A 19,213-nucleotide genomic window follows, 5' to 3' on the forward strand; every position below is an offset into this window, starting at 1 on the left:
CGGCCCGCCGCGTTCAGAAGCGGTTGAGCGGGTTGATCTCCATGCAGGCGGACCTGTCGTCGCCGTTGAGGGGGTTGGAGCTCTCCGGGGCCTTGTTGTCCTCGGGCTTCTCTTCCTCCTCCCCCTTCTTCTCGTCCTTGGCGCCGTTCTTCCCGTCCGCCTTGTCGTTCGTCTTTCCGCTCGTCTTCCCGTCCGTCTTTCCGTCCGTTTTTCCGCCCGTGCCCGGTGCCTTCGGGTAGGTCGTCCCCTCGCGCCAGTCCCCGCCGATCACCAGCGTGATGCCGTCGGCCTCCGGCGACAGGCGCACGGCGCTCTCCGGCAGTCCGAGGGTCTTGGCGACGGCCGTGGCGTCGGCGCGCTGTGCCGACCTCGGGAACGTGATGGTGGTGTCCGCCTGCATCCGGGGGCTGGAGTCCGAAGTCGCCTTGGCGAAGCCCTGCTTGACCAGGTGCGCGGCGATGTCGGAGCCGCGGGCGCCGACGGGCGGCAGGACGGCCGTCCCGGTGCCGTTGAAGACGGTCACGGCGACGTTGTTCCTGGCCGCCGGGGAGCCGGAGGGGGCCGGCTTCTCGGGCTTCTTCTTGTCCTTGCCGTCCAGCGCGATGTCGTTGCGGATGAGCGAGAAGAGCTTGTCGGCGTCGCCGGGCTTGGGGATCACATGGGCGTCCGGGTCCTGGGGGTCCTGGACCCAGGGCATGGTGGTCATGGTGATCCGGCCGGACGGCACGCGCTTGATGTCGTTGGTGAGGTCGTAGAGCTTCTTGACCGAGCCGAGGTCCTTGTCGACGGTGAGCGCCTTGGTGGCCGCCTCGGCGAGGTCGGTGAGCTGGCCCGGGTCGCTGAGCTTGGTGCCGCCCTTGAGCTGACGGACCATCGCGTTCATGTAGAGGTGCTGGGCGTGGGTGCGGCCGATGTCGCTGCCGTCCTCGAAGCCGTGCCGGGTGCGCAGCCACTGCAGGGCCTGCTCGCCCTTGATGGTGTGCGTGCCCTTCGTCAGCTCCAGGCCGGACTTGGTGTCACGGATGTTGTCCTTGACGCAGACCGGGACGCCGCCCACGGCGTCGGCCATGTTCACCACCCCGGCGAAGTCGATCATCATGAAGTGGTCGACGGGGATGCCGGTGAGCTCCTCCCAGGTGGCGACCGTGCAGCCCGGACCGCCGTTCTGGAGGCTGGTGTTGATGATCTGGCTGCCGGTCTCCCGGTAGACCTTGCCGTTGCCCGGGTCGGTGCACTTGGGGATGGTCACCCGGGTGTCGCGGGGGACGCTGACGACCGACATGTTGGTGCGGTCGGCGGAGACGTGGAGCAGCATCTGGACGTCGGCCAGCGCCGGGCGGTCGGCGTCCTCGCGGGCGCCGCCGAGGTTCTGGTTCTCCTTGCCGCTGCGGCTGTCGGAGCCCAGGAGCAGGATGTTGAGGGGGCGTTGGCCCTGCGCGTTGGGGACGCTGCGGTCGAGCTGCTTGTCGCTGAGGTTGAGGTTGCTCTTGCGGATGTTGTGGTTGAGGTGCCGGTAGTAGAACCAGCCCGTCGCGGAGGCCGCGAGGACCAGGACCGCCAGACAGAGGGCGGTCCAGCGGGCTATTCGCACGCCGCGGCGGCGCTTGGGCTTCGCCGCGGCGGCGGCCGGCGCCTTCTCCCGGCTCTCTTCGGTCTTCGTCTTTTCTTCCCCCCGCACATTGTCGACCCCCAACGGGCCCTCCCCTTAAGTGGTGCGTTCGGCCCGATGGGCAGATGCGTCGTACCTGGTGACTCTGTTACCAGCTAGAGAGATGCACAAGGACGGCCGCCGGATTCACTTCGCGCAGATGTTCTTGTCGTCGGCCTCGATCTTCTGAATGCCTTCGGGGGCCTTCTTCGGGGCCTTCGGGGGGGTGACGGGGACGCCCGCGCCCTTGAAGTCGGCGCCGAGGACGAGGGTCATCTCCGCGAGCGGGGCCGCGTCCTTGTCGCCCTGCTTGAGGGCGTCGGCGGGCAGGCCCATGGCCTCCGCCAGACGGCGGGCCTGGTCGGCCTGGTTGGGGGCGAACTCCAGCGTGGTCTTGGCGACCTTCTTGCCGCCGGGCGCGTTGCCGCCGTTGCCGGCGCGGACCATGCCCTGGGAGTTCTGCATCCATACGACGGTCTCCTGGGCGGCGCCCATCTTGACGCTGCCGTTGAAGACCTTCACCCGGACCTTGGCAGGCTCGGCCTTGGGGCCCTTGAGGAGTGCCGCCTGCTTGGCGTCCTGCTCCTTCTTGGCCTCCTTCTCCTTGTCCTTGGCCGCCTGTTCCTTGCGCTTGACCTCGGTGAGGGAGACGTCGTCGCGGACCATGGCGAGCAGCGGATCGGCCTTCGCCGGGTCGACGATGACGGTCTTGTGGGTCTTGCCGTCGGCCGGGTTGTCGCGGACGGGGAGGGTGGTGAAGGTGATGTTCTTGATGTTCACCTTGCTGAGTTCCTTCGCCAGCGCGGTGAGCTTGGAGACGGACCCTATGCCGGTGTCGACCGTGAGCGACTTCGTCGCCGCGTCGGCCAGGTGGTAGAGCTTCCCGGGGTTGGAGAGCGTGTCCGAGGACTTCATCTCCCGGATCATCGAGCTGAGGAACTGCTGCTGGAGCTCGATCCGGCTGAGGTCGCCGCCGAAGCCGACCGAGTGCCGGGTGCGGACGAACGCCAGGGCCTGCTCGCCCTCGACCCGGTGGCGGCCCTTGGGCAGCTTGAGGTGGGAGTCCTTGTCGTTGATGTCCTTGGCCAGGCACACCTCGACGCCGCCGACCGCGGAGGACATCTCCTTGACCGCGTTGAAGTCGGCCATCATGAAGTGACTGACCTTCAGCCCGGTGACCTGCTCGACGGTCCGCCAGGTGCAGCCCGGGTCGCGCTCGTCCTGGCCCAGGCTCTCGTTGAAGCGGACGTTCTTCGAGCCGGGGATGGTCTTGGTCTGACCGTCCTTCTTGGCGGTGCACTGCGGGATGTCGGTGATCATGTCGCGGGGGATGGAGATCACCGTCGCGTTGGTGCGGTCCTCGGAGACGTGGAAGAGCAGCGTGGTGTCGGCGTGGCCGACGCTGTCCTTGTCGCCGTAGCCTTCGTTGCCCTTGCCGGAGCGCTTGTCCGTGCCGATGACCAGGATGTTGACCGGCCCGTCCGGCACCGCCTCGTTGGACACGCCCACATCGACCTTGTCGATGTTGTTGTTGAAGTGGTCGTAGAGCAGGTACGCCGTGACCGAGCCGCCCACCAGCAGGAAGGCGAGCGTGCCGCCGGTCCACAGCAGGACCTTCTTCTTGGCGCTCTTCTTGGGCTTGGGTTTGCGCCGGCCCGTGGCGGCCGCCGCCTTGGCGCCGCGCCGCCCGCCGCCGCGCTGCTCGGGCAGGGGCTTGCCCTTGCCGCGGGGCGTCGAGGGCTTCGCGGGCCCGGGCACTCTCCGTGCCGGAGAAGTGCCGGAGGGGGGATTGGACCGCCCGGAACCGGGGGAGGGATGCCCCGAGGGTGAGCCGGAGGAGGGGCCCGACGGCTCGGAGGGATCCAGGCGCAGCTCGTAGCTGCCGGTCTTGGGGTCGAAGACCCACTGGTCGGCGGGGTCGATGCCGTCCGCCTGCCCACGGCCTTGCGCGTCCACGGTCGCTCGAATCCTCCGTCGGTGCCACGCGGCGCCTGTATCCCGAGGCGCTCGGTCATGTCGTCTTTCAGTGCGCGGTCACCCGGCCGTGCGCACCGGACCGCTCACACTATCCGCCCAGTTCAGCGGGGCGCGACGCCGGTGACAAATCGCACTTCCCTTACAACAGGGCAATCCGTCCCATCTCTTCACCGGAGAGTCCGCCCGGGGGTGACGGAACGAAAAGTCCGATCGTACCCCCGCGGCGGTCAGCCGCAGATGCCACGGGCGGCGGTGGTGCCCTCGTAGGTGGGGGGAGCGGTGGGCGAGGGGACGTCGGACGCCTCGGGGCTGTCGGGGACGTCGGGGTCGTCCGGGCCGGATTTGCCGTCCGCCGGGCGGATGCGCGCGGTCACCGACACCGGCCGGTCCAGGCGCAGCAGTTCGAAGAGCTGGTCCGCGTCCGGCTGCACCAACTCGTCGCGGTCCGCGTTGTACGGGTACGGGTGGCGGGGCACCGTGAGGAACTGGACGCGATCGGTGGGGATGCCGCGCACGGTGCGCACCAGGTCGTACATCTTGCGCAGCGAGTCCAGCCCGGCGTCGGTGGTCAGCGACTTGGTCGCGGCGTCGAGCACCGGGTAGAGGCGGGTGGGGTTGAGCAGGACGCCGTCGCTGTGCATCTCCTGGAAGAGGGCGCCCAGGAATTCCTGCTGACGCCCCATCCGCTCGGTGTCGCTGCCGTCGCCGATGCCGTAGCGGGACCGGACGAACCCCAGGGCCTCCTCGCCGTGCAGGATCTGACGGCCCGCGGGGAGCCGCAGGCGTGCCTCGTGGTCGTCGACGGGCCTGCGGAGGCAGACCTCGACGCCCTCGACCGCGTCCACCAGCCGTTTGAAGCCCGCGAAGTCCACGATGACGTGGTGGTCCACCCGGACGCGGGTGATGTTCTCCAGGGTGCGGATGGTGCAGGCGGCGCCGGCGAACTCGTAGGCCCAGTTGAACTGCGCGAAGCGCTCGTTGGTGAAGGTGCCGTCGGGACGGCGGCACTTGGGGATCCGCGCCATCAGGTCGCGGGGCATGCTGACGGCGGTCGCGCTCCCGCGGTCGGCGGCCACGTGCAGCAGGATCGTGGTGTCCGAGCGCTGGGTGCCGCTGTCCGCGCCGTACCCGCCGTTCCCGGTGCCGCCGCGGGTGTCGGAGCCGATGATCAGGATGTTCTGGGCCCCGGCGACCAGGGCCGAGGGGCGCTCGCGCTCGTACCGCGCCAGCTCCTCCGCCGTGCGGGTGTCGGTGGTGATGTTCCCGTCGAGGCGTTCGTACAGCACCCAGGTGGTGACCCCGGCGGCCAGCGCGAGCACCGCCAGGGCCAGCGCGATCCCCCGCAGCCAGCGGCGCCGGCGGCGCCTCGCGCCCGTACGGGAGGTGTGGACCACGGCTGCGCGACCTCCCTCCGGGGCGGTTCCGGCGGTGCGTACCCGTCGATCATCGCCCCGGTGCGGGGGTCCGGCAGCGTCAGAGGGCCGTCACGGTGACGCGCTCGCTCTCCTGCCGGGCGGCGAGGTCCTCCGCGGACAGCCGGTCGGCGTTGCGGCAGAGCACCACCGAGGCGCCCGCGGCCAGCGGGGCGAAGAGCCCGGCGGACAGCCCGCCCCAGGTGTCGTACGGCAGCCCGGACAGCAGCCGCGAACCCGGCCCCAGGCCGCGCCCGGCGGCGTCCGCGCGGGCCCGCTCCACGAGCTGTGCGCCCGTCAGCTCCAGCCCGCCCACGGCGAGCGCCGGGGTCATGGGGTCCACCGGGGCGTACGGGGCGAAGCGGTCGCCCTGGCCCGGCACCTCGACGGCGTAGTCGGCGAAGCCCTGCGGCGGCTGCGGGAAGCGGCCGCCCAGCGGGCGCAGGGCCAGCGCGACGCGCTCCCCGGAGCAGGCGCGCGCCTCCTCCAGCCGGTCGGGCCCGGCGACGACGAGGTCGGCCGCGCCCGGGTCGCCGTCCACGTCGGCGAGGACGCCGACGGAGGAGCAGGCGAGCAGCCAGACGGCGGTCTGCCAGTGGGCGGGGAGGAGGAGCGCGAGGCGGTCGCCGGGCTCGGCGGCGAGGTCGCCCTGGAGCAGATTGGCGGTCTTGGCCACCCAATTGGCGAAGGTGGCCACGGACAGTTCCACGCGCTCGCCCGTGGCGTCGTCGTAGAAGGTCACGAGCGGGCGGGCCGGATCCGCGGCGAGGGCGGAACGCAGCAGGTCGGCGGGGGTGCGATCGGTGGCGTTCATCGCGGCCAGGGTACGCCGCGGGCCCGGTGACGGTCAGTCGGACGGACGCGTCCGGGAGGCTGCCGCGCCCGACGGTCGGTCATCTTACGAATGGACAGATATGTACCGATATGCCCAGGATCTTTGTCATGCGTGGATTCCTCGTCACCTCGGCCGTCACCGCCTGCGCCGCCGGCCTGGCGCTGCCCTCCCTCGCCGCCCCGGGTGTCCCCGCCCACGGAGCCACAGCCCCGGCCGCGCGGGGCCCCGCCCTGCCCGAACTCCCTGAACTGCCCGGCCTGCCGGGCGCGACGTACTCGCTGCCCCTGGTGCCGCTGCCGGCGGACGGCGCGCAGACCGGGGCTTCCCGGGGCCCCGAGTCCGTCCCCGCCCAGGGGCTGCGGGCCCAGAAGGTCAAGCCCTTCTCGCTGGTCGGCATCGTCTGGGACAACGCGGGCGCCGAACTGCGCGGCCGGGCCCAGGTCCGTACCCGGAACATGAACAGCGGCGCCTGGTCCGGCTGGCAGGACGTCCAGGCCCAGGACCACGACCGGCCCGACCTCGACACCCCCGAGGCCCGCGCCGGCCGCCGCGGCTCCACCGCCCCGCTGTGGGTGGGCGCCTCCGACGCCGTCGAGGTGCGGGTGCGTCCCGCCACCCCGGCCGGCCGCAAACCGGTGGCCGCCGTGCTCCCCCGGGGCATGCGCCTCGAACTCGTCGACCCCGGCGCCGACCCCGGCCGCCGGCCCCGCCCCCGCGCCATGCCGTCCCCCGACGACGAGGAGCGCAACAGCTCGGCCGTCAACGCCCCGCTGGCCCCGCTGGGCGCCACCGAGATCCCCGCCTCCGGCAAGCGCCCCAGCACGGCGGAGGTGGAGGCCATCACGGCCGTCGACCCCGGCGCCACGGTGAGCTCGGCGAGTCCGGCGCACAACGGCGCCCTGCCGGGCACGACCGGCGGCGCCACCGGCGACCGTGACCGGGACCGGGATCGCGACCGCGAACGGGATCGCGACCGTGACAGGGACAGGGACAGGGATCGCGACCGTGATCGTGACCGGGACCGTCCCGGCTCCGACTACGAGGGAGCCCCGGGGGAGGGGAAGGCCAACGACGGGCCCGCCGGGATCTCCTCGCCCTCGGACTCCGACCGCCCTGACCGTCCCGACCGTCCCGACCGCCCCGACCGCCCGAGCCGCCCGGACCGCCCGTACGGCCACGACCGTCCCGACCGTCCCGACCGTCCCTACGGGAACGACCGCCCTGACCGTCCCTACGGGAATGACCGTCCGGATCGCCCGTACGGCCACGACCGTCCCGACCGTCCCTACGGGAACGACCGCCCCGACCGCCCGTACGGCCACGACCGTCCGGACCGTCCCTACGGCCCGGACCGCCAGGACCGTCCGTCCGACGGGCCCCAGCGGGGCGACGAGAGCTCCTTCGACGAGGAGGCCGCCGCGGAGGAGGACAACGACAACAGCGCCTACGCCGGGTACGCCGGGCCCCGCCCGCGCATCGTCACCCGGGCCGGCTGGGGTGCGGACGAGTCGCTCCGCGAACGGGGATTCGTCTATACCAAGAAGGTGAAGGCCGCCTTCGTGCACCACACGGCCTCCGGCAACACCTACACCTGCGCGCAGTCGGCCTCCGTCATCCGCGGTATCTACCGCTATCACGTCGTCAGCAGCGGCTGGCGGGACATCGGCTACAACTTCCTCGTCGACAAGTGCGGAACGGTCTACGAGGGCCGGGCGGGCGGCGTGGCGAAAGCGGTCAAGGGCGCCCACACGCTCGGTTTCAACACGAACAGCATGGGCATCGCCGTCCTCGGTACCTTCGGCAAGACGAACCCGCCCACCGCCGCGGTGAACGCCGTGGCGGCCCTCACCGCATGGAAGCTCGGCCTGTTCAACGCCAACCCGCGCGGGACCGCCACCCTGGTCTCCGCCGGCGGGAACCTCTTCAAGAAGGGGGCGAAGGTCAAACTCAAGGTGATCTCCGGCCACCGGGACGGCTACTCCACCGAGTGCCCCGGCGACCGCCTCTACGGCAAGCTCGGCACCGTCCGCACCAAGGCGGCCCGCGCCCAGGGCCGCTGACCGGGCGCGGCCGGAACCGTACGTTCTGCATACACTGGCCGCCGTTCACGGCCCGGCCCCACCAGGAAGCAGAGACGAACACGTTGACTGAACCGCACCAGCCGCCCCGCTCGCGAGAAGCGATCCTCCTGGTCGGCGGCAAGGGGACCCGGCTGCGTCCGCTGACGATGAACACCCCCAAGCCCATGGTTCCGGCGGCCGGGGTCCCCTTCCTGACCCACCAGCTGGCCCGGGCCCGGGCGGCCGGGATCGAGCACATCGTGCTCGCCACGTCCTACCTGGCCGAGGTCTTCGAGCCGTACTTCGGCGACGGGTCCGCGCTGGGCCTGCACCTGGAGTACGTCACCGAGGCCGAGCCGCTCGGCACCGGCGGCGCCATCCGCAACGTCGCCCACCGCCTGCACTCCGGCCCCGACGACCCGGTGCTGATCTTCAACGGCGACATCCTCACCGGACTGGACATCCGCGCGCTGATCGACGCCCACGGCACGGCGGGCGCGGACGTCTCGCTGCACCTGACGCGGGTCGAGGACCCGCGGGCGTACGGGCTCGTGCCCACCGATCCGGACGGGCGGGTGACCGCCTTCCTGGAGAAGCCGCAGACCCCCGAGGAGATCGTCACCGACCAGATCAACGCGGGCGCCTACGTCTTCAACCGGTCGGTCATCGACACCATCCCGGCCGGCCGGCCGGTCTCGGTCGAGCGCGAGACCTTCCCCGGGCTGCTGGCCGACGGGGCGCACCTGCACGGCATGGTCGACTCCACCTACTGGCTCGATCTCGGCACCCCGCAGGCCTTCGTCCGCGGCTCGGCCGATCTGGTCCTGGGCCGCGCCCCGTCGCCCGCGGTACCCGGCCGCCGCGGCGAGCGCCTCGTCCTCGACTCCGCCGAGGTCGCCCCCGACGCCAAGCTCATGGGCGGCACCGTGATCGGCGCGGACGCCCGGGTCGGGGCGGGCGCGCGGATCGACGGCAGCACCGTCCTCGACGGGGCCGTCGTCGAGGCAGGCGCGCAGATCCGGGACTCCCTGGTGGGAGCGGGGGCGCGCATCGGGGCGCGCACGGTGCTGGACGGCGTGGTCGTCGGCGACGGCGCCGTCGTCGGCGCGGACAACGAGCTGCGGGCCGGGGCCCGGGTGTGGTGCGGCGCGGAGATCCCGGCGGGAGCGGTCCGCTTCTCGTCCGACCAGTAGGGCCGTCCCGGCAGGGCCGTCGGCGGCCGGAGTTACGCTGGCCGGATGGCCACCCGCACCTGGGCCCCGCCGGGCCCGTACGACCTGGGGCGCACCCTCGGCGTCCTGGCGCGCGGCCCCGGCGACCCCGCGTACCGGGCCGACGCCGACGGCGCCGTCTGGCGGGCCAGCCGGACCCCGGACGGGCCGGGCACGGTGCGGATCGCGGCGCGGGACGGCCGGGTGGGCGCCGAGGCGTGGGGCCCCGGCGGGGACTGGCTCCTGGAGACCCTGCCCGCGCTGCTGGGCGCCGACGACGACCCCGCCGCATTCGTCCCCCGGCACCGGCTGCTGCACGAGGCGCACCGCCGCCACCCGGGCCTGCGGCTGGCCCGGACCGGACTGGTCCTGGAGTCGCTGATTCCGGCGGTCCTGGAGCAGAAGGTCACCAGCGACGAGGCGTACCGCGCGTGGCGCCTGCTGCTGTGGCGCCACGGCGACCCGGCTCCCGGCCCTGCCGGCATGCCGCGCATGCGCGTGATGCCCGACGCCCGGACCTGGACCCTGATCCCCTCCTGGGAGTGGCACCGGGCCGGCGTCGACGGCAAGCGCTCGGCGACGATCGTGCGGGCGGCGCGGCTGGCGTCCCGCGTGGAGTCCCTGGCCGCGACGGACGCCTCCCGCGCGGCGTCCCGGCTGTGCGCGGTGCCCGGCATCGGCCCGTGGACGGCGGCGGAAACGATCCAGCGGAGCCACGGCGCGGCGGACGCGGTGACGGTCGGGGACCTGCACCTGCCGAAGACGGTGGGGTGGGCGCTGACGGGGACGCGGGGCGTGGACGACGCGGGGATGCTGTCGCTTCTCGCGCCGTATGCGGGGCAGCGGCATCGGGCGTGCCGGCTGATCCTGCTGATGAGCGGGGGGCAGCCGAGGCGCGGGCCGAGACTGTCGGTCAACGACATCAGGCCGTTGTAGGGGGAGATTGGCCCCGGACCCGCCCTTTCACCGTTTCTTCGCGCTGCGCGCGGGGCAACGCGGCTGCGCCGCGTTCGTCCTCAAGCGCCGGACGGGCTGAATCAGCCTGTCCGGCGCTTGAGGACAGCGTCTGCGGCAACCCCTACGCCACCCCGGCCCCCTTGATGCCCTCCAGCGTCAGCATCAGCAGGCGGTCCGCCAACTCCGGGTCCCCCGGTGCCTCTTCGACGGCCAGGGCGATCGCGTTCGTCAGCTGCATCAGGTCCGTGATGCCCACGTCCGCGCGGACCGCGCCCGCCCGCTGGGCGCGGACCAGCAGCGTGCTGCCCGCCTCGCGCATCGGCACGTTGCACCGGGCCAGGGCCGACGCCTCGTCGCTCTGGGCCGCCATGAGGGCCCGGGACAGGCCCCGGTACGTCGCGGCGTGGGTGATGACGGCCCGCAGCCAGTCCACCAGGGCGCGGCAGGGCTCCTCGGCGGCGAGCAGTTCGCGCGAGCGGGTCAGCAGGCCGTCCACCTCGCCCTGGAAGACCGCGCACATCAGCGCCGTGCGGTGCGGGAAGTGCCGGTAGAGCGTGCCGATGCCGACGCCCGCGCGGCGGGCGATGTCCTCCAGGGAGGCGTCCGTGCCGTGCTCGGTGAAGGCGGTGCGGGCCTCGTTGAGCAGCCGTTCGTAGTTGCGCCGCGCGTCCGCGCGCATGGGCCGGGGCGGCGTCGGTGCCGCGTCGATGGTCATGTACGTCCGTCCTCCCGATCGCTCCCCGTTCAAGGATGCCATCGACGCCGAGGGCCCCGGCCGTGGTCGGCCGGGGCCCAGCGGGCGCGGTGACGTCAGTCCTTGATCTCGCAGATGACGGCGCCGGAGGAGACGGAGGCGCCGATCTCGGCGGTGATGCCCTTGACCGTGCCGGAGCGGTGCGCGTTCAGCGGCTGCTCCATCTTCATGGCCTCCAGGACCACGATCAGGTCGCCGGCCTCCACGGCCTGGCCCTCCTCGACCGCGACCTTGACGATCGTGCCCTGCATCGGCGAGGTCAGCGCGTCGCCGGAGGCGGCGGAGGCGCTCTTCTTCGCCGCGCGGCGCTTGGGGCGGGCGCCGCCGGCCGCGGCCGTGCGGGCGATGGTCATGCCGAGCGAGGACGGCAGCGAGACCTCCAGGCGCTTGCCGCCGACCTCGACGACGACGGTCTCGCGGCCGGGGGCCTCGTCCTCGTCCTCCGCCGCGGCGCCCGCGAAGGGCTCGATGGTGTTGGTGAACTCCGTCTCGATCCAGCGGGTGTGGACCTGGAACGGGCCCTCGGCGGGGGCGAAGGCGGGGTCGGTGACCACGGCGCGGTGGAACGGGATGGCCGTCGCCATGCCCTCGACGCGGAACTCGCCCAGCGCGCGGGCGGCGCGCTGGAGGGCCTGCTCGCGGGTGGCGCCGGTGACGATCAGCTTGGCCAGGAGGGAGTCCCAGGCCGGGCCGATCACGCTGCCGGACTCGACGCCGGCGTCCAGCCGGACGCCCGGGCCGGACGGCGGGGCGAACGTGGTGACCGTGCCGGGCGCCGGGAGGAAGTTGCGGCCCGGGTCCTCGCCGTTGATGCGGAACTCGAAGGAGTGACCGCGCACCGCGGGGTCGTCGTAGCCGAGCTCCTCGCCGTCGGCGATGCGGAACATCTCGCGGACCAGGTCGAGGCCGGTGACCTCCTCGGTGACCGGGTGCTCCACCTGGAGACGGGTGTTGACCTCCAGGAAGGAGATCGTGCCGTCCTGGCCGACGAGGAACTCGCAGGTGCCGGCGCCCTCGTAGCCCGCCTCGCGCAGGATGGCCTTGGAGGCGCGGTACAGCTCGGCGTTCTGCTCGTCGCTCAGGAACGGCGCGGGGGCCTCCTCGACGAGCTTCTGGTGGCGGCGCTGGAGGGAGCAGTCGCGGGTGGAGACCACCACGACGTTGCCGTGCTTGTCCGCCAGGCACTGGGTCTCCACGTGCCGGGGACGGTCGAGGTAGCGCTCGACGAAGCACTCGCCGCGGCCGAAGGCGGCGACGGCCTCGCGGACGGCGGAGTCGTACAGCTCCGGGACCTCTTCGAGCGTACGGGCGACCTTCAGGCCGCGCCCGCCGCCGCCGAAGGCGGCCTTGATGGCGATCGGCAGGCCGTGCTCCTCGGCGAAGGCGACGACCTCGTCGGCCCCGGAGACGGGGTCGGCGGTGCCGGCCACCAGCGGGGCGCCGGCCCGCTGGGCGATGTGACGGGCCGCCACCTTGTCGCCCAGGTCACGGATGGCCTGCGGCGGCGGGCCGATCCAGGTCAGCCCGGCGTCGATCACCGCCTGCGCGAACTCGGCGTTCTCGGAGAGGAAGCCGTAACCGGGGTGGATCGCGTCCGCCCCGGACTCGGCCGCGGCGGCAAGCACCTTGGCCATGTCGAGGTAGCTGGTAGCAGGAGTGTCACCACCCAGCGCGTACGCCTCATCGGCCACCCGGACATGCACGGCGTCCCGGTCCGGGTCCGCGTAGACCGCCACACTTGCGATCCCGGCGTCCCGGCACGCACGAGCAACGCGGACAGCGATTTCGCCACGATTGGCGATGAGCACCTTGCGCACGATGGCTCCCTCCTTGAAACAAGGTGAGTTTAGGTACTGGCAACACTCCGTGCCGACCCGACGTCCAGGGTGACCTTGCCCACACGGAGCGTTAGGCGCTTGCCCCGCGCGGACCGAAGTTCCCTGCTCTCCCACGGTACGCCGCCCCTGCTCGGGTGCCGCCGGAGCGTAGGTGTGGTCAAGGTCTCGGCGATCTTCGGGGAGCGGTGGGGCGGAATCTTTGTGGGGAACCTACGAACGGGTGACGGAAAGTTTGCGGCAGCGCGTGACGGGACGGGTGCGGAGGGGAGGCGGTTACCGGTCAGTATGCGAGGGGTTGCGCGAAGCGGGGAGTCCCATGGGGCGTACGGGGGTGGCGCGTCGGCCAACTGGCTTGAGTGGTACGGGAGTACGGGTGGGGCGGCAGGGGTGCGGACATTCGCACGCATACCGGTACGGCCCGAAGTCCGTGCGAATTACTGGGTGTTCCAGGGGAGGGTGGGGCCTCCGGAGCCGGTGGGGAGGGTGACCGATATGCCGTGACATCGTTGAAGAAGTCATGATCAAGCGCATCGCAGCCGTCGTCGCCATGGCCGGAGCCGCCCTCTCCGTGACCTCCGCCACCACCGCGTCCGCGGCGCCCATGCCCCTGCCGCAGCCGACGCCGCCCACGGCGAGCGCCGGTGACGTCACGGCCCCGCCCGAGGCGGCCGGCCCGTCCCAGGGCCACCCGGCCGACGCTCCGGCGAAGGGGCACGACGCCCGGACCAAGGGCCACGGCGCTCCGGGGAAGGGCCACGCCGCTCCCAAGGGGCAAGCCGCTCCCGCGAAGGGCCACGCGGCTCCCAAGGGCCACGCCGCCCCGGCCAAGGGGCAGGCGGCCGCGCCGAAGGGATCCGCCACCGCCCCGCCCACGACCGCCGCCACCCCGCCGAAGGGGGCGACGCCGCCCAAGGGCATGACCCCGCCGAAGGCGATGACCCCGCCCCAGAACCCCCCGACCAGCATCTACCCGGACGCCGTCAACGAGCTGGGCAAGCTCAAGCAGCTCAACGAGCTCGGCCAGCTCAAGCAGGTCGGCCAGGTCGCCAGCAAGCTGCCCCTGTGACCACCGCGCACACCCGCGGTTCGGGCGTCATGCCCACAGATCGGTGATCGCGGTCCCCTGCTCCGCCAGCAGCCTGCGGAGCAGGGGCAGCGACAGGCCGATCACGTTTCCCGGATCGCCGTCGATGCCCTCGACAAAGGGGGCGGAACGGCCGTCCAGCGTGAAGGCCCCGGCGACGTACAGCGGTTCGCCGGAGGCCACGTAGGCGGCGATCTCGGCATCGGTCGGCTCTCCGAAGCGGACCGTGGTCGAGGCCGTCGCGGAGGTGCGGCGTCCGGTCGCCGTGTCGATCACACAGTGGCCGGTCCGCAGCACCCCGGAACGGCCCCGCATGGACTTCCAGCGGGCCGTGGCGTCCTCGGCGTCCACGGGCTTGCCCAGGGCCTGCCCGTCCAGCTCCAGCACCGAGTCGCAGCCGACGACCAGCGCGCCCGCCGCCTCCGGCCGGGCCGCCACGGCCTCGGCCTTCGCCTCGGCCAGCGCCAGCGCCAGCGCCGCCGGGTCCGCGGCGGTGAGCGCGTCCTCGTCCACCCCGCTCACGATCACCTCCGGCGCGAGGCCGGCCTGGCGCAGCAGGCCGAGGCGGGCCGGGGACTGGGAGGCGAGGACGAGGCGGCGGGCAGGCGTTGCGGTCATGCGGGCCAGCGTACGCGCCTACTTCTTGATCACGGCCTCCATGATCTTCTTCGCGATCGGGCCGGCCAGCCCGCCGCCGGACACGTCCTCGCGGTCGACGCCCGAGCCCTCCGGGTCGATGAAGACCGCGACCGCGACCGGGGAGCCGTCGGCCTGCTTGGCGTAGGAGACGAACCAGGCGTACGGGATCTTGTCGTTGTTCACGCCGTGCTGCGCGGTGCCGGTCTTGGCGCCGACGGTGGTGCCGTCGATCAGCGCCGCCTTGCCGGTCCCCTCCGTGGCCGTGAACTCCATCATCTCCTGGACCTTCCTGGCGGTCTCGGGGGAGATGGCCTGGTCCATCGTCTCGGGCTTGGTCTGCTCGACCGTGGACAGGTCCGGGCCGCGCAGCTTGTCCACCAGGGTCGGCTTCATCAGCTTGCCGTCGTTGGCGATGGCGGCGGTCATCATGGCGATCTGGAAGGGCGTGGCCCGCAGGTCGCCCTGGCCGATGCCGGTGAGCGCGGTCTGCGGGCGGTTGAGCTTGGTCGGGTAGACGCTCTTGACGACCGAGACGGGCATGAAGACGTCCTTGTCGAAGCCGAACTTCTCCGCGGTCTCGCGCATCTTGTCCTGGCCCAGCTCGGCGGCGATCTTGGCGAAGACGTTGTTGCAGGAGTACTGCATCGCGACCTTGAGCGAGGCGTTGCGGCAGGGCGCGCTCTCGTTCTCGTTCTTCATCGGGGTCACGGTGTCCGGCAGGTTCCACGGGTAGGGGGAGTCCGTGGGGGCGTTGATGTCCGTGTAGAGGCCGTGGTCGAGGGCGGCCGCCGCGGTGAGGATCTTGAAGGTGGAGCCGGACGGGTAGAGCTCCTTGATCGCCCGGTTGGAGAGCGGCTTGTCCTTGTCCTTCTCCAGCTTCTCCCAGGCCTTCTGGTCCTTGGTGTTCTCCCCGGAGAAGACCGAGGGGTCGTACGAGGGCGTCGAGGCCAGGGCGAGGATCCTGCCGGTGGACGGCTCGATCGCGACCGCGGCGCCCTTGTACTTGGCGAGGCCCTCGTAGGCGGCCTTCTGGGCCTTCGGGTCGATGGTGGTGACCACGTCGCCGCCCTGCGGCTTCTTCCCGCCGAGCATGTCGGCGGTGCGCTGGAGGAAGAGCTTGTCGTCGGTGCCGGTGAGGAACTTGTCGTAGACGAACTCGAGCTGGTTGGCGCCGTAGATCTGCGACGCGTAGCCGGTGACCGGGGCGTACATCGGCCCGTTCTTGTACGTGCGCTTGTACTTCAGGTCGCTGCCCGTCGTCGGCGCGGAGCCCGTGACCGGGTTGCCGCCGACGACGATGTCGCCGCGCGGCTGCGCATAGGTGTTGATCTTCACTCTGCGGTTGTGTTCGTTGTTGGCGAGCTCGTCTGCCTGGGCAAACTGCAACCACGTGCTTCTGACCAGCAGCGACAGCACCAGCAGTCCGCTGAAGAGCGCCACACGTCGCACGGGCTTGTTCATGACATAACTCCCCGGTTCGCGGCAATTCACCGGGGAAGATGCGAAAGCGGACAGTTCTGGTTGCGGCGGGGGGAAACCTGTGAGCTACCTGTGAAATCAGGGGATGCCCAGGACCAGGAACAGCAGGATCATGCCGACGGCGAGCACCAGGCCCGCCCGCCGGAGCATGGCCTGGGCCTCGCGCAGCTCGTCGGGGGGTTTGTCGGACGGGTCGGACCAGAGCACGTTCCCATGGTCCGCCGGGCAGGGGCGTACGGCCTGAGTACGGGTACTCAGGCGTCGTGTGACACGGCTCTCCCCGGCCGGACCGCCACTACGCCGGCCAGTACGACGTCCGCCAGGCCCGCGGGCCCGGCGCGTGCGCGCGGGCGTTGCGGGCCCGCCGGGCGGGGCTGGCCCACTCCGGGCGCGCCGGCTCGTCCCCGGGCGCGTCGGCCTGCGCCCGCGCGGCGGCGCGGGCCTGCACCACCGCCAGCGCGGCGGCCAGCTCCTCGGGCGTGGGGTTGCCGCGTACGACCTTGATCACCAGGCGCTCCCTCTCCGGGTTGTCCGGGGTCTCTCCGTTGTGAGCTGTCATCGGCCCCCTCCGTGATGACCGATCGCTACAGCGGAATGTTCCCGTGCTTCTTCGGCGGCAGCGTCCCGCGCTTGTCCCGCAGCGCCCGCAGCCCGCGCACGATGTGCCGGCGGGTCTCCGACGGCAGGATCACCGCGTCCACGTAGCCGCGCTCGGCGGCCGTGTACGGGTTGAGCAGCGCGTCCTCGTAGTCCGCGATCAGCTGGGCACGGAGCTCCTCGCGCTCCTCGTCCGACTCCGCCCCGGCCAGTGCCCGGCGGTGCAGGACGTTGACCGCGCCCTGGGCCCCCATGACCGCGATCTGGGCGGTCGGCCAGGCCAGGTTGAGGTCCGCGCCCAGGTGCTTGGAGCCCATGACGTCGTAGGCCCCGCCGAACGCCTTGCGGGTGATCACCGTGATCAGCGGGACCGTGGCCTCCGCGTACGCGTAGATCAGCTTGGCGCCGCGCCGGATGATGCCGCCGTACTCCTGGTCCACGCCCGGCAGGAAGCCGGGGACGTCGACGAAGGTCAGCACCGGGACGTTGAAGGCGTCGCAGGTGCGCACGAAGCGGGCCGCCTTCTCGCTGGCGTCGATGTCCAGACAGCCGGCGAACTGCATCGGCTGGTTGGCGACGACGCCCACCGGCCGGCCCTCGACCCGGCCGAAGCCGGTGATCATGTTGGGCGCGAAGAGGGCCTGGGTCTCCAGGAACTCGCCGTCGTCCAGCACGTGCTCGATCACCGTGTGGACGTCGTACGGCTGGTTCGCCGAGTCCGGGATCAGGACGTCCAGTTCGAGGTCGGTGTCCGAGACCTCCAGGCCGGCCTCCTCCGGGTAGGACGGCGGCTCGGAGAGGTTGTTGGACGGCAGGTACGACAGCAGCGCCTTGACGTACTCGATCGCCTCCTTCTCGTCGCCCGCCATGTGGTGGGCGACGCCGGAGGTCGCGTTGTGGGTGCGCGCCCCGCCGAGCTCCTCGAAGCCGACGTCCTCGCCGGTGACCGTCTTGATGACGTCCGGGCCGGTGATGAACATGTGCGAGGTCTGGTCCACCATCACCGTGAAGTCGGTGATCGCGGGGGAGTAGACGGCGCCGCCCGCGCAGGGGCCGACGACCAGTGAGATCTGCGGGATGACGCCCGAGGCGAGGGTGTTGCGGCGGAAGATCTCGCCGTACATGCCCAGCGCGTTGACGCCCTCCTGGATCCGCGCGCCGCCGGAGTCGTTGATGCCGATGACCGGGCAGCCGGTCTTCAGCGCGAAGTCCATCACCTTGACCATCTTCTGGCCGAAGGTCTCGCCGAGCGCCCCGCCGAACACCGTGAAGTCCTGCGAGAACACCGCCACCTGACGGCCGTCGACCGTGCCGTAGCCGGTCACGACGCCGTCCCCGTACGGGCGGTTCTTCTCGATGCCGAAGTTCGTCGAGCGGTGCCGGGCGAACTCGTCGAGCTCGACGAACGAGCCCTCGTCCAGCAGCAGCTCGATCCGCTCACGGGCCGTCAGCTTGCCCTTGGCGTGCTGCTTCTCGACCGCCCGGGCCGAGCCGGCGTGCGTCGCCTCCTCGATCCTGCGCCGGAGGTCCGCGAGTTTGCCCGCGGTGGTGTGGATGTCGGCTCCCCCGGAGCCGGGGGCGGTGGCTGGCTCGGACATCGGGCTGCGGCTCCTGCTCGTCCTGGGTGGGCGATGGACTGGAGGGGAACGGGGTCCTGTCGTGGGGCTGCCTGGGATTCCTGGGCTACCGGGTCGTAGCGTATCGGCGCCGATGCGTTCCGGCAGTGCGTCGTTGGCCACACCCGCACCCCTTCTAGGGTGGCTGTCATGACGCCTCCCCCCGACCGGCGCGGCCGCTGGTCCGACCTCGACCGGCCCCCGCTCAACGCCAACGGACTGCGCCGCGCGCTGCTGCGGCCCGGCGGCCTGTGGACCTCCCTGGACGTGGTCGAGCGCACCGGCTCCACCAACACCGACCTCGCCGCGGCCGGGGGACCCGAGGGCGCCGTGCTCGTCGCCGAGGAGCAGTCGGCCGGGCGTGGACGGCTGGACCGCACCTGGTCCGCCCCGGCCCGCTCCGGGCTCTTCTTCTCCGTCCGGCTCACCCCGGGGCCGGACGTGCCCGTCTCCCGCTGGGGCTGGCTGCCGCTGCTCGCCGGTGTCGCCACCGCGAGCGCGCTCTCCCGCGCCGCCGGCGTGGACACCGCCCTGAAGTGGCCCAACGACCTGCTGGTCACCGTGGACGGACAGGAGCGCAAGGCCGGCGGCATCCTCGCCGAACGCGCCGGCGACTCGGTCGTCGTGGGCATCGGCCTCAACGTCTCGCTGCGCGCCGGTGAACTGCCCGTCCCCACCGCCGGCTCCCTCGCGCTCGCGGGCGCCGCGGTGCTCGACCGCGACCCGCTGCTGCGCGCCGTGCTCCGCTCGCTGGAGGACTGGTACCTGGGCTGGCGCGAGGCCGGCGGCGACCCCGGGCCCTGCCGCCTGCGGGAGGCGTACGCGGCCGGCTGCGCCACCCTCGGCCGGACCGTACGGGCCGAACTGCCCGGCGACCGCGCGCTGGTCGGCGAGGCGGTGGCCGTGGACGGGGACGGACGGCTGGTGCTCGCGACCGGGGACGGGGTGCAGGAGCCGGTGGGGGCCGGGGACATCGTCCACCTCCGTCCCGCTTCGTCCGGGTCGGCGGAGGCGTCGGCGTCGTCGGGAGAGTGAGCTAGGGCACACCTGCCGTATCGTTGTGCCCGGAAAGCGGGCGAGCGATCGGCAGGGCAGTGCGCACGGAT

General features: G+C 72.2%; 16 protein-coding genes. 5 read left to right on the forward strand and 11 right to left on the reverse strand.

Going from position 1 to position 19,213, the window contains the following annotated elements; all coding sequences use genetic code 11:
* Positions 1 to 13: 13 nt before the first annotated feature.
* The 4 genes from I5Q34_RS14575 to I5Q34_RS14590 form a co-directional block, all read right to left on the reverse strand.
* The gene (locus I5Q34_RS14575) at positions 14 to 1,693 is read right to left on the reverse strand and encodes an LCP family protein (RefSeq protein WP_199892600.1); all 1,680 of its coding nucleotides are present in this window, start codon (positions 1,691 to 1,693) and stop codon (positions 14 to 16) included.
* A gap of 102 nt (positions 1,694 to 1,795) precedes the next feature.
* Entirely contained in the window at positions 1,796 to 3,604 is a 1,809-nt protein-coding gene (locus I5Q34_RS14580) for an LCP family protein (RefSeq protein ID WP_199892601.1), read from the reverse strand.
* A 248-nt stretch (positions 3,605 to 3,852) separates the two neighbouring features.
* A complete protein-coding gene (locus I5Q34_RS14585) occupies positions 3,853 to 5,019 on the reverse strand; it encodes an LCP family protein (RefSeq protein ID WP_199892602.1) in 1,167 nt (388 codons plus the stop codon).
* Between the two features lie 79 nt (positions 5,020 to 5,098).
* Positions 5,099 to 5,851 carry a TIGR03089 family protein gene (locus tag I5Q34_RS14590; RefSeq protein ID WP_199892603.1) on the reverse strand — a complete coding sequence of 251 codons (753 nt, stop codon included), beginning with the start codon at positions 5,849 to 5,851 and terminating at the stop codon, positions 5,099 to 5,101.
* A gap of 128 nt (positions 5,852 to 5,979) precedes the next feature.
* Between I5Q34_RS14590 and I5Q34_RS34690 the strand changes: the two genes are divergently transcribed.
* From I5Q34_RS34690 to I5Q34_RS14605, 3 genes are all read left to right on the forward strand, one after another.
* Positions 5,980 to 7,932 carry an N-acetylmuramoyl-L-alanine amidase gene (locus I5Q34_RS34690; RefSeq protein ID WP_234428763.1) on the forward strand — a complete coding sequence of 651 codons (1,953 nt, stop codon included), beginning with the start codon at positions 5,980 to 5,982 and terminating at the stop codon, positions 7,930 to 7,932.
* A gap of 83 nt (positions 7,933 to 8,015) precedes the next feature.
* Positions 8,016 to 9,125, forward strand: a complete 1,110-nt coding sequence (locus I5Q34_RS14600; protein WP_199892604.1) for a sugar phosphate nucleotidyltransferase — start codon at positions 8,016 to 8,018, stop codon at positions 9,123 to 9,125.
* 45 nt (positions 9,126 to 9,170) lie between these two features.
* Positions 9,171 to 10,079: a DNA-3-methyladenine glycosylase gene (locus I5Q34_RS14605; protein ID WP_199892605.1), complete on the forward strand. Its 909-nt coding sequence runs from the start codon at positions 9,171 to 9,173 to the stop codon at positions 10,077 to 10,079.
* Between the two features lie 142 nt (positions 10,080 to 10,221).
* On the opposite strand, the gene I5Q34_RS14610 is transcribed toward I5Q34_RS14605, so the two are convergent.
* Together I5Q34_RS14610 and I5Q34_RS14615 are read right to left on the reverse strand one after the other, a co-directional pair.
* The gene (locus I5Q34_RS14610) at positions 10,222 to 10,815 is read right to left on the reverse strand and encodes a TetR/AcrR family transcriptional regulator (protein ID WP_374193012.1); all 594 of its coding nucleotides are present in this window, start codon (positions 10,813 to 10,815) and stop codon (positions 10,222 to 10,224) included.
* Positions 10,816 to 10,910: 95 nt separating this feature from the next.
* Positions 10,911 to 12,671: a biotin carboxylase N-terminal domain-containing protein gene (locus tag I5Q34_RS14615; RefSeq protein WP_199892606.1), complete on the reverse strand. Its 1,761-nt coding sequence runs from the start codon at positions 12,669 to 12,671 to the stop codon at positions 10,911 to 10,913.
* 538 nt (positions 12,672 to 13,209) lie between these two features.
* Here I5Q34_RS14615 and I5Q34_RS14620 point away from each other — a divergent pair.
* A complete protein-coding gene (locus tag I5Q34_RS14620; protein WP_199892607.1) occupies positions 13,210 to 13,758 on the forward strand; it encodes a hypothetical protein in 549 nt (182 codons plus the stop codon).
* A 27-nt stretch (positions 13,759 to 13,785) separates the two neighbouring features.
* Here the strand turns inward: I5Q34_RS14620 and I5Q34_RS14625 are convergent, their stop codons facing one another.
* From I5Q34_RS14625 to I5Q34_RS14640, 5 genes are all read right to left on the reverse strand, one after another.
* Positions 13,786 to 14,394, reverse strand: coding sequence for a nucleoside triphosphate pyrophosphatase (locus I5Q34_RS14625; RefSeq protein ID WP_199892608.1), 609 nt, complete (start codon positions 14,392 to 14,394; stop codon positions 13,786 to 13,788).
* A gap of 18 nt (positions 14,395 to 14,412) precedes the next feature.
* Positions 14,413 to 15,876, reverse strand: coding sequence for a penicillin-binding protein 2 (locus I5Q34_RS14630; protein WP_199892609.1), 1,464 nt, complete (start codon positions 15,874 to 15,876; stop codon positions 14,413 to 14,415).
* 96 nt (positions 15,877 to 15,972) lie between these two features.
* On the reverse strand, positions 15,973 to 16,101 hold the full coding sequence (gene mmpB, locus I5Q34_RS35520; RefSeq protein ID WP_277965540.1) for a morphogenic membrane protein MmpB: 129 nt from the start codon (positions 16,099 to 16,101) through the stop codon (positions 15,973 to 15,975).
* A gap of 88 nt (positions 16,102 to 16,189) precedes the next feature.
* Positions 16,190 to 16,402 carry an acyl-CoA carboxylase epsilon subunit gene (locus tag I5Q34_RS14635; RefSeq protein WP_199892962.1) on the reverse strand — a complete coding sequence of 71 codons (213 nt, stop codon included), beginning with the start codon at positions 16,400 to 16,402 and terminating at the stop codon, positions 16,190 to 16,192.
* Positions 16,403 to 16,478: 76 nt separating this feature from the next.
* On the reverse strand, positions 16,479 to 18,089 hold the full coding sequence (locus I5Q34_RS14640) for an acyl-CoA carboxylase subunit beta (RefSeq protein WP_199892610.1): 1,611 nt from the start codon (positions 18,087 to 18,089) through the stop codon (positions 16,479 to 16,481).
* A gap of 168 nt (positions 18,090 to 18,257) precedes the next feature.
* On the opposite strand from I5Q34_RS14640, the gene I5Q34_RS14645 reads away from it, so the two are divergent.
* Entirely contained in the window at positions 18,258 to 19,142 is an 885-nt protein-coding gene (locus I5Q34_RS14645; protein ID WP_199892611.1) for a biotin--[acetyl-CoA-carboxylase] ligase, read from the forward strand.
* Positions 19,143 to 19,213: the final 71 nt, after the last annotated feature.

The sequence above is a fragment of the Streptomyces sp. AV19 genome (assembly GCF_015999245.1).
Classification (GTDB): domain Bacteria; phylum Actinomycetota; class Actinomycetes; order Streptomycetales; family Streptomycetaceae; genus Streptomyces.

Excerpts from the sequence above, each read along its gene's own strand:
- I5Q34_RS14605 (WP_199892605.1), top strand. The coding sequence starts at position 9,171 with ATGGCCACCCGCACCTGGGCCCCGCCGGGCCCGTACGACCTGGGGCGC.
- I5Q34_RS14610 (WP_374193012.1), bottom strand. The coding sequence starts at position 10,815 with ATGACCATCGACGCGGCACCGACGCCGCCCCGGCCCATGCGCGCGGAC.
- I5Q34_RS14590 (WP_199892603.1), bottom strand. The coding sequence starts at position 5,851 with ATGAACGCCACCGATCGCACCCCCGCCGACCTGCTGCGTTCCGCCCTC.
- I5Q34_RS34690 (WP_234428763.1), top strand. The coding sequence starts at position 5,980 with ATGCGTGGATTCCTCGTCACCTCGGCCGTCACCGCCTGCGCCGCCGGC.
- I5Q34_RS14640 (WP_199892610.1), bottom strand. The coding sequence starts at position 18,089 with ATGTCCGAGCCAGCCACCGCCCCCGGCTCCGGGGGAGCCGACATCCAC.
- I5Q34_RS14645 (WP_199892611.1), top strand. The coding sequence starts at position 18,258 with ATGACGCCTCCCCCCGACCGGCGCGGCCGCTGGTCCGACCTCGACCGG.
- I5Q34_RS14620 (WP_199892607.1), top strand. The coding sequence starts at position 13,210 with ATGATCAAGCGCATCGCAGCCGTCGTCGCCATGGCCGGAGCCGCCCTC.
- I5Q34_RS14625 (WP_199892608.1), bottom strand. The coding sequence starts at position 14,394 with ATGACCGCAACGCCTGCCCGCCGCCTCGTCCTCGCCTCCCAGTCCCCG.
- I5Q34_RS14630 (WP_199892609.1), bottom strand. The coding sequence starts at position 15,876 with ATGAACAAGCCCGTGCGACGTGTGGCGCTCTTCAGCGGACTGCTGGTG.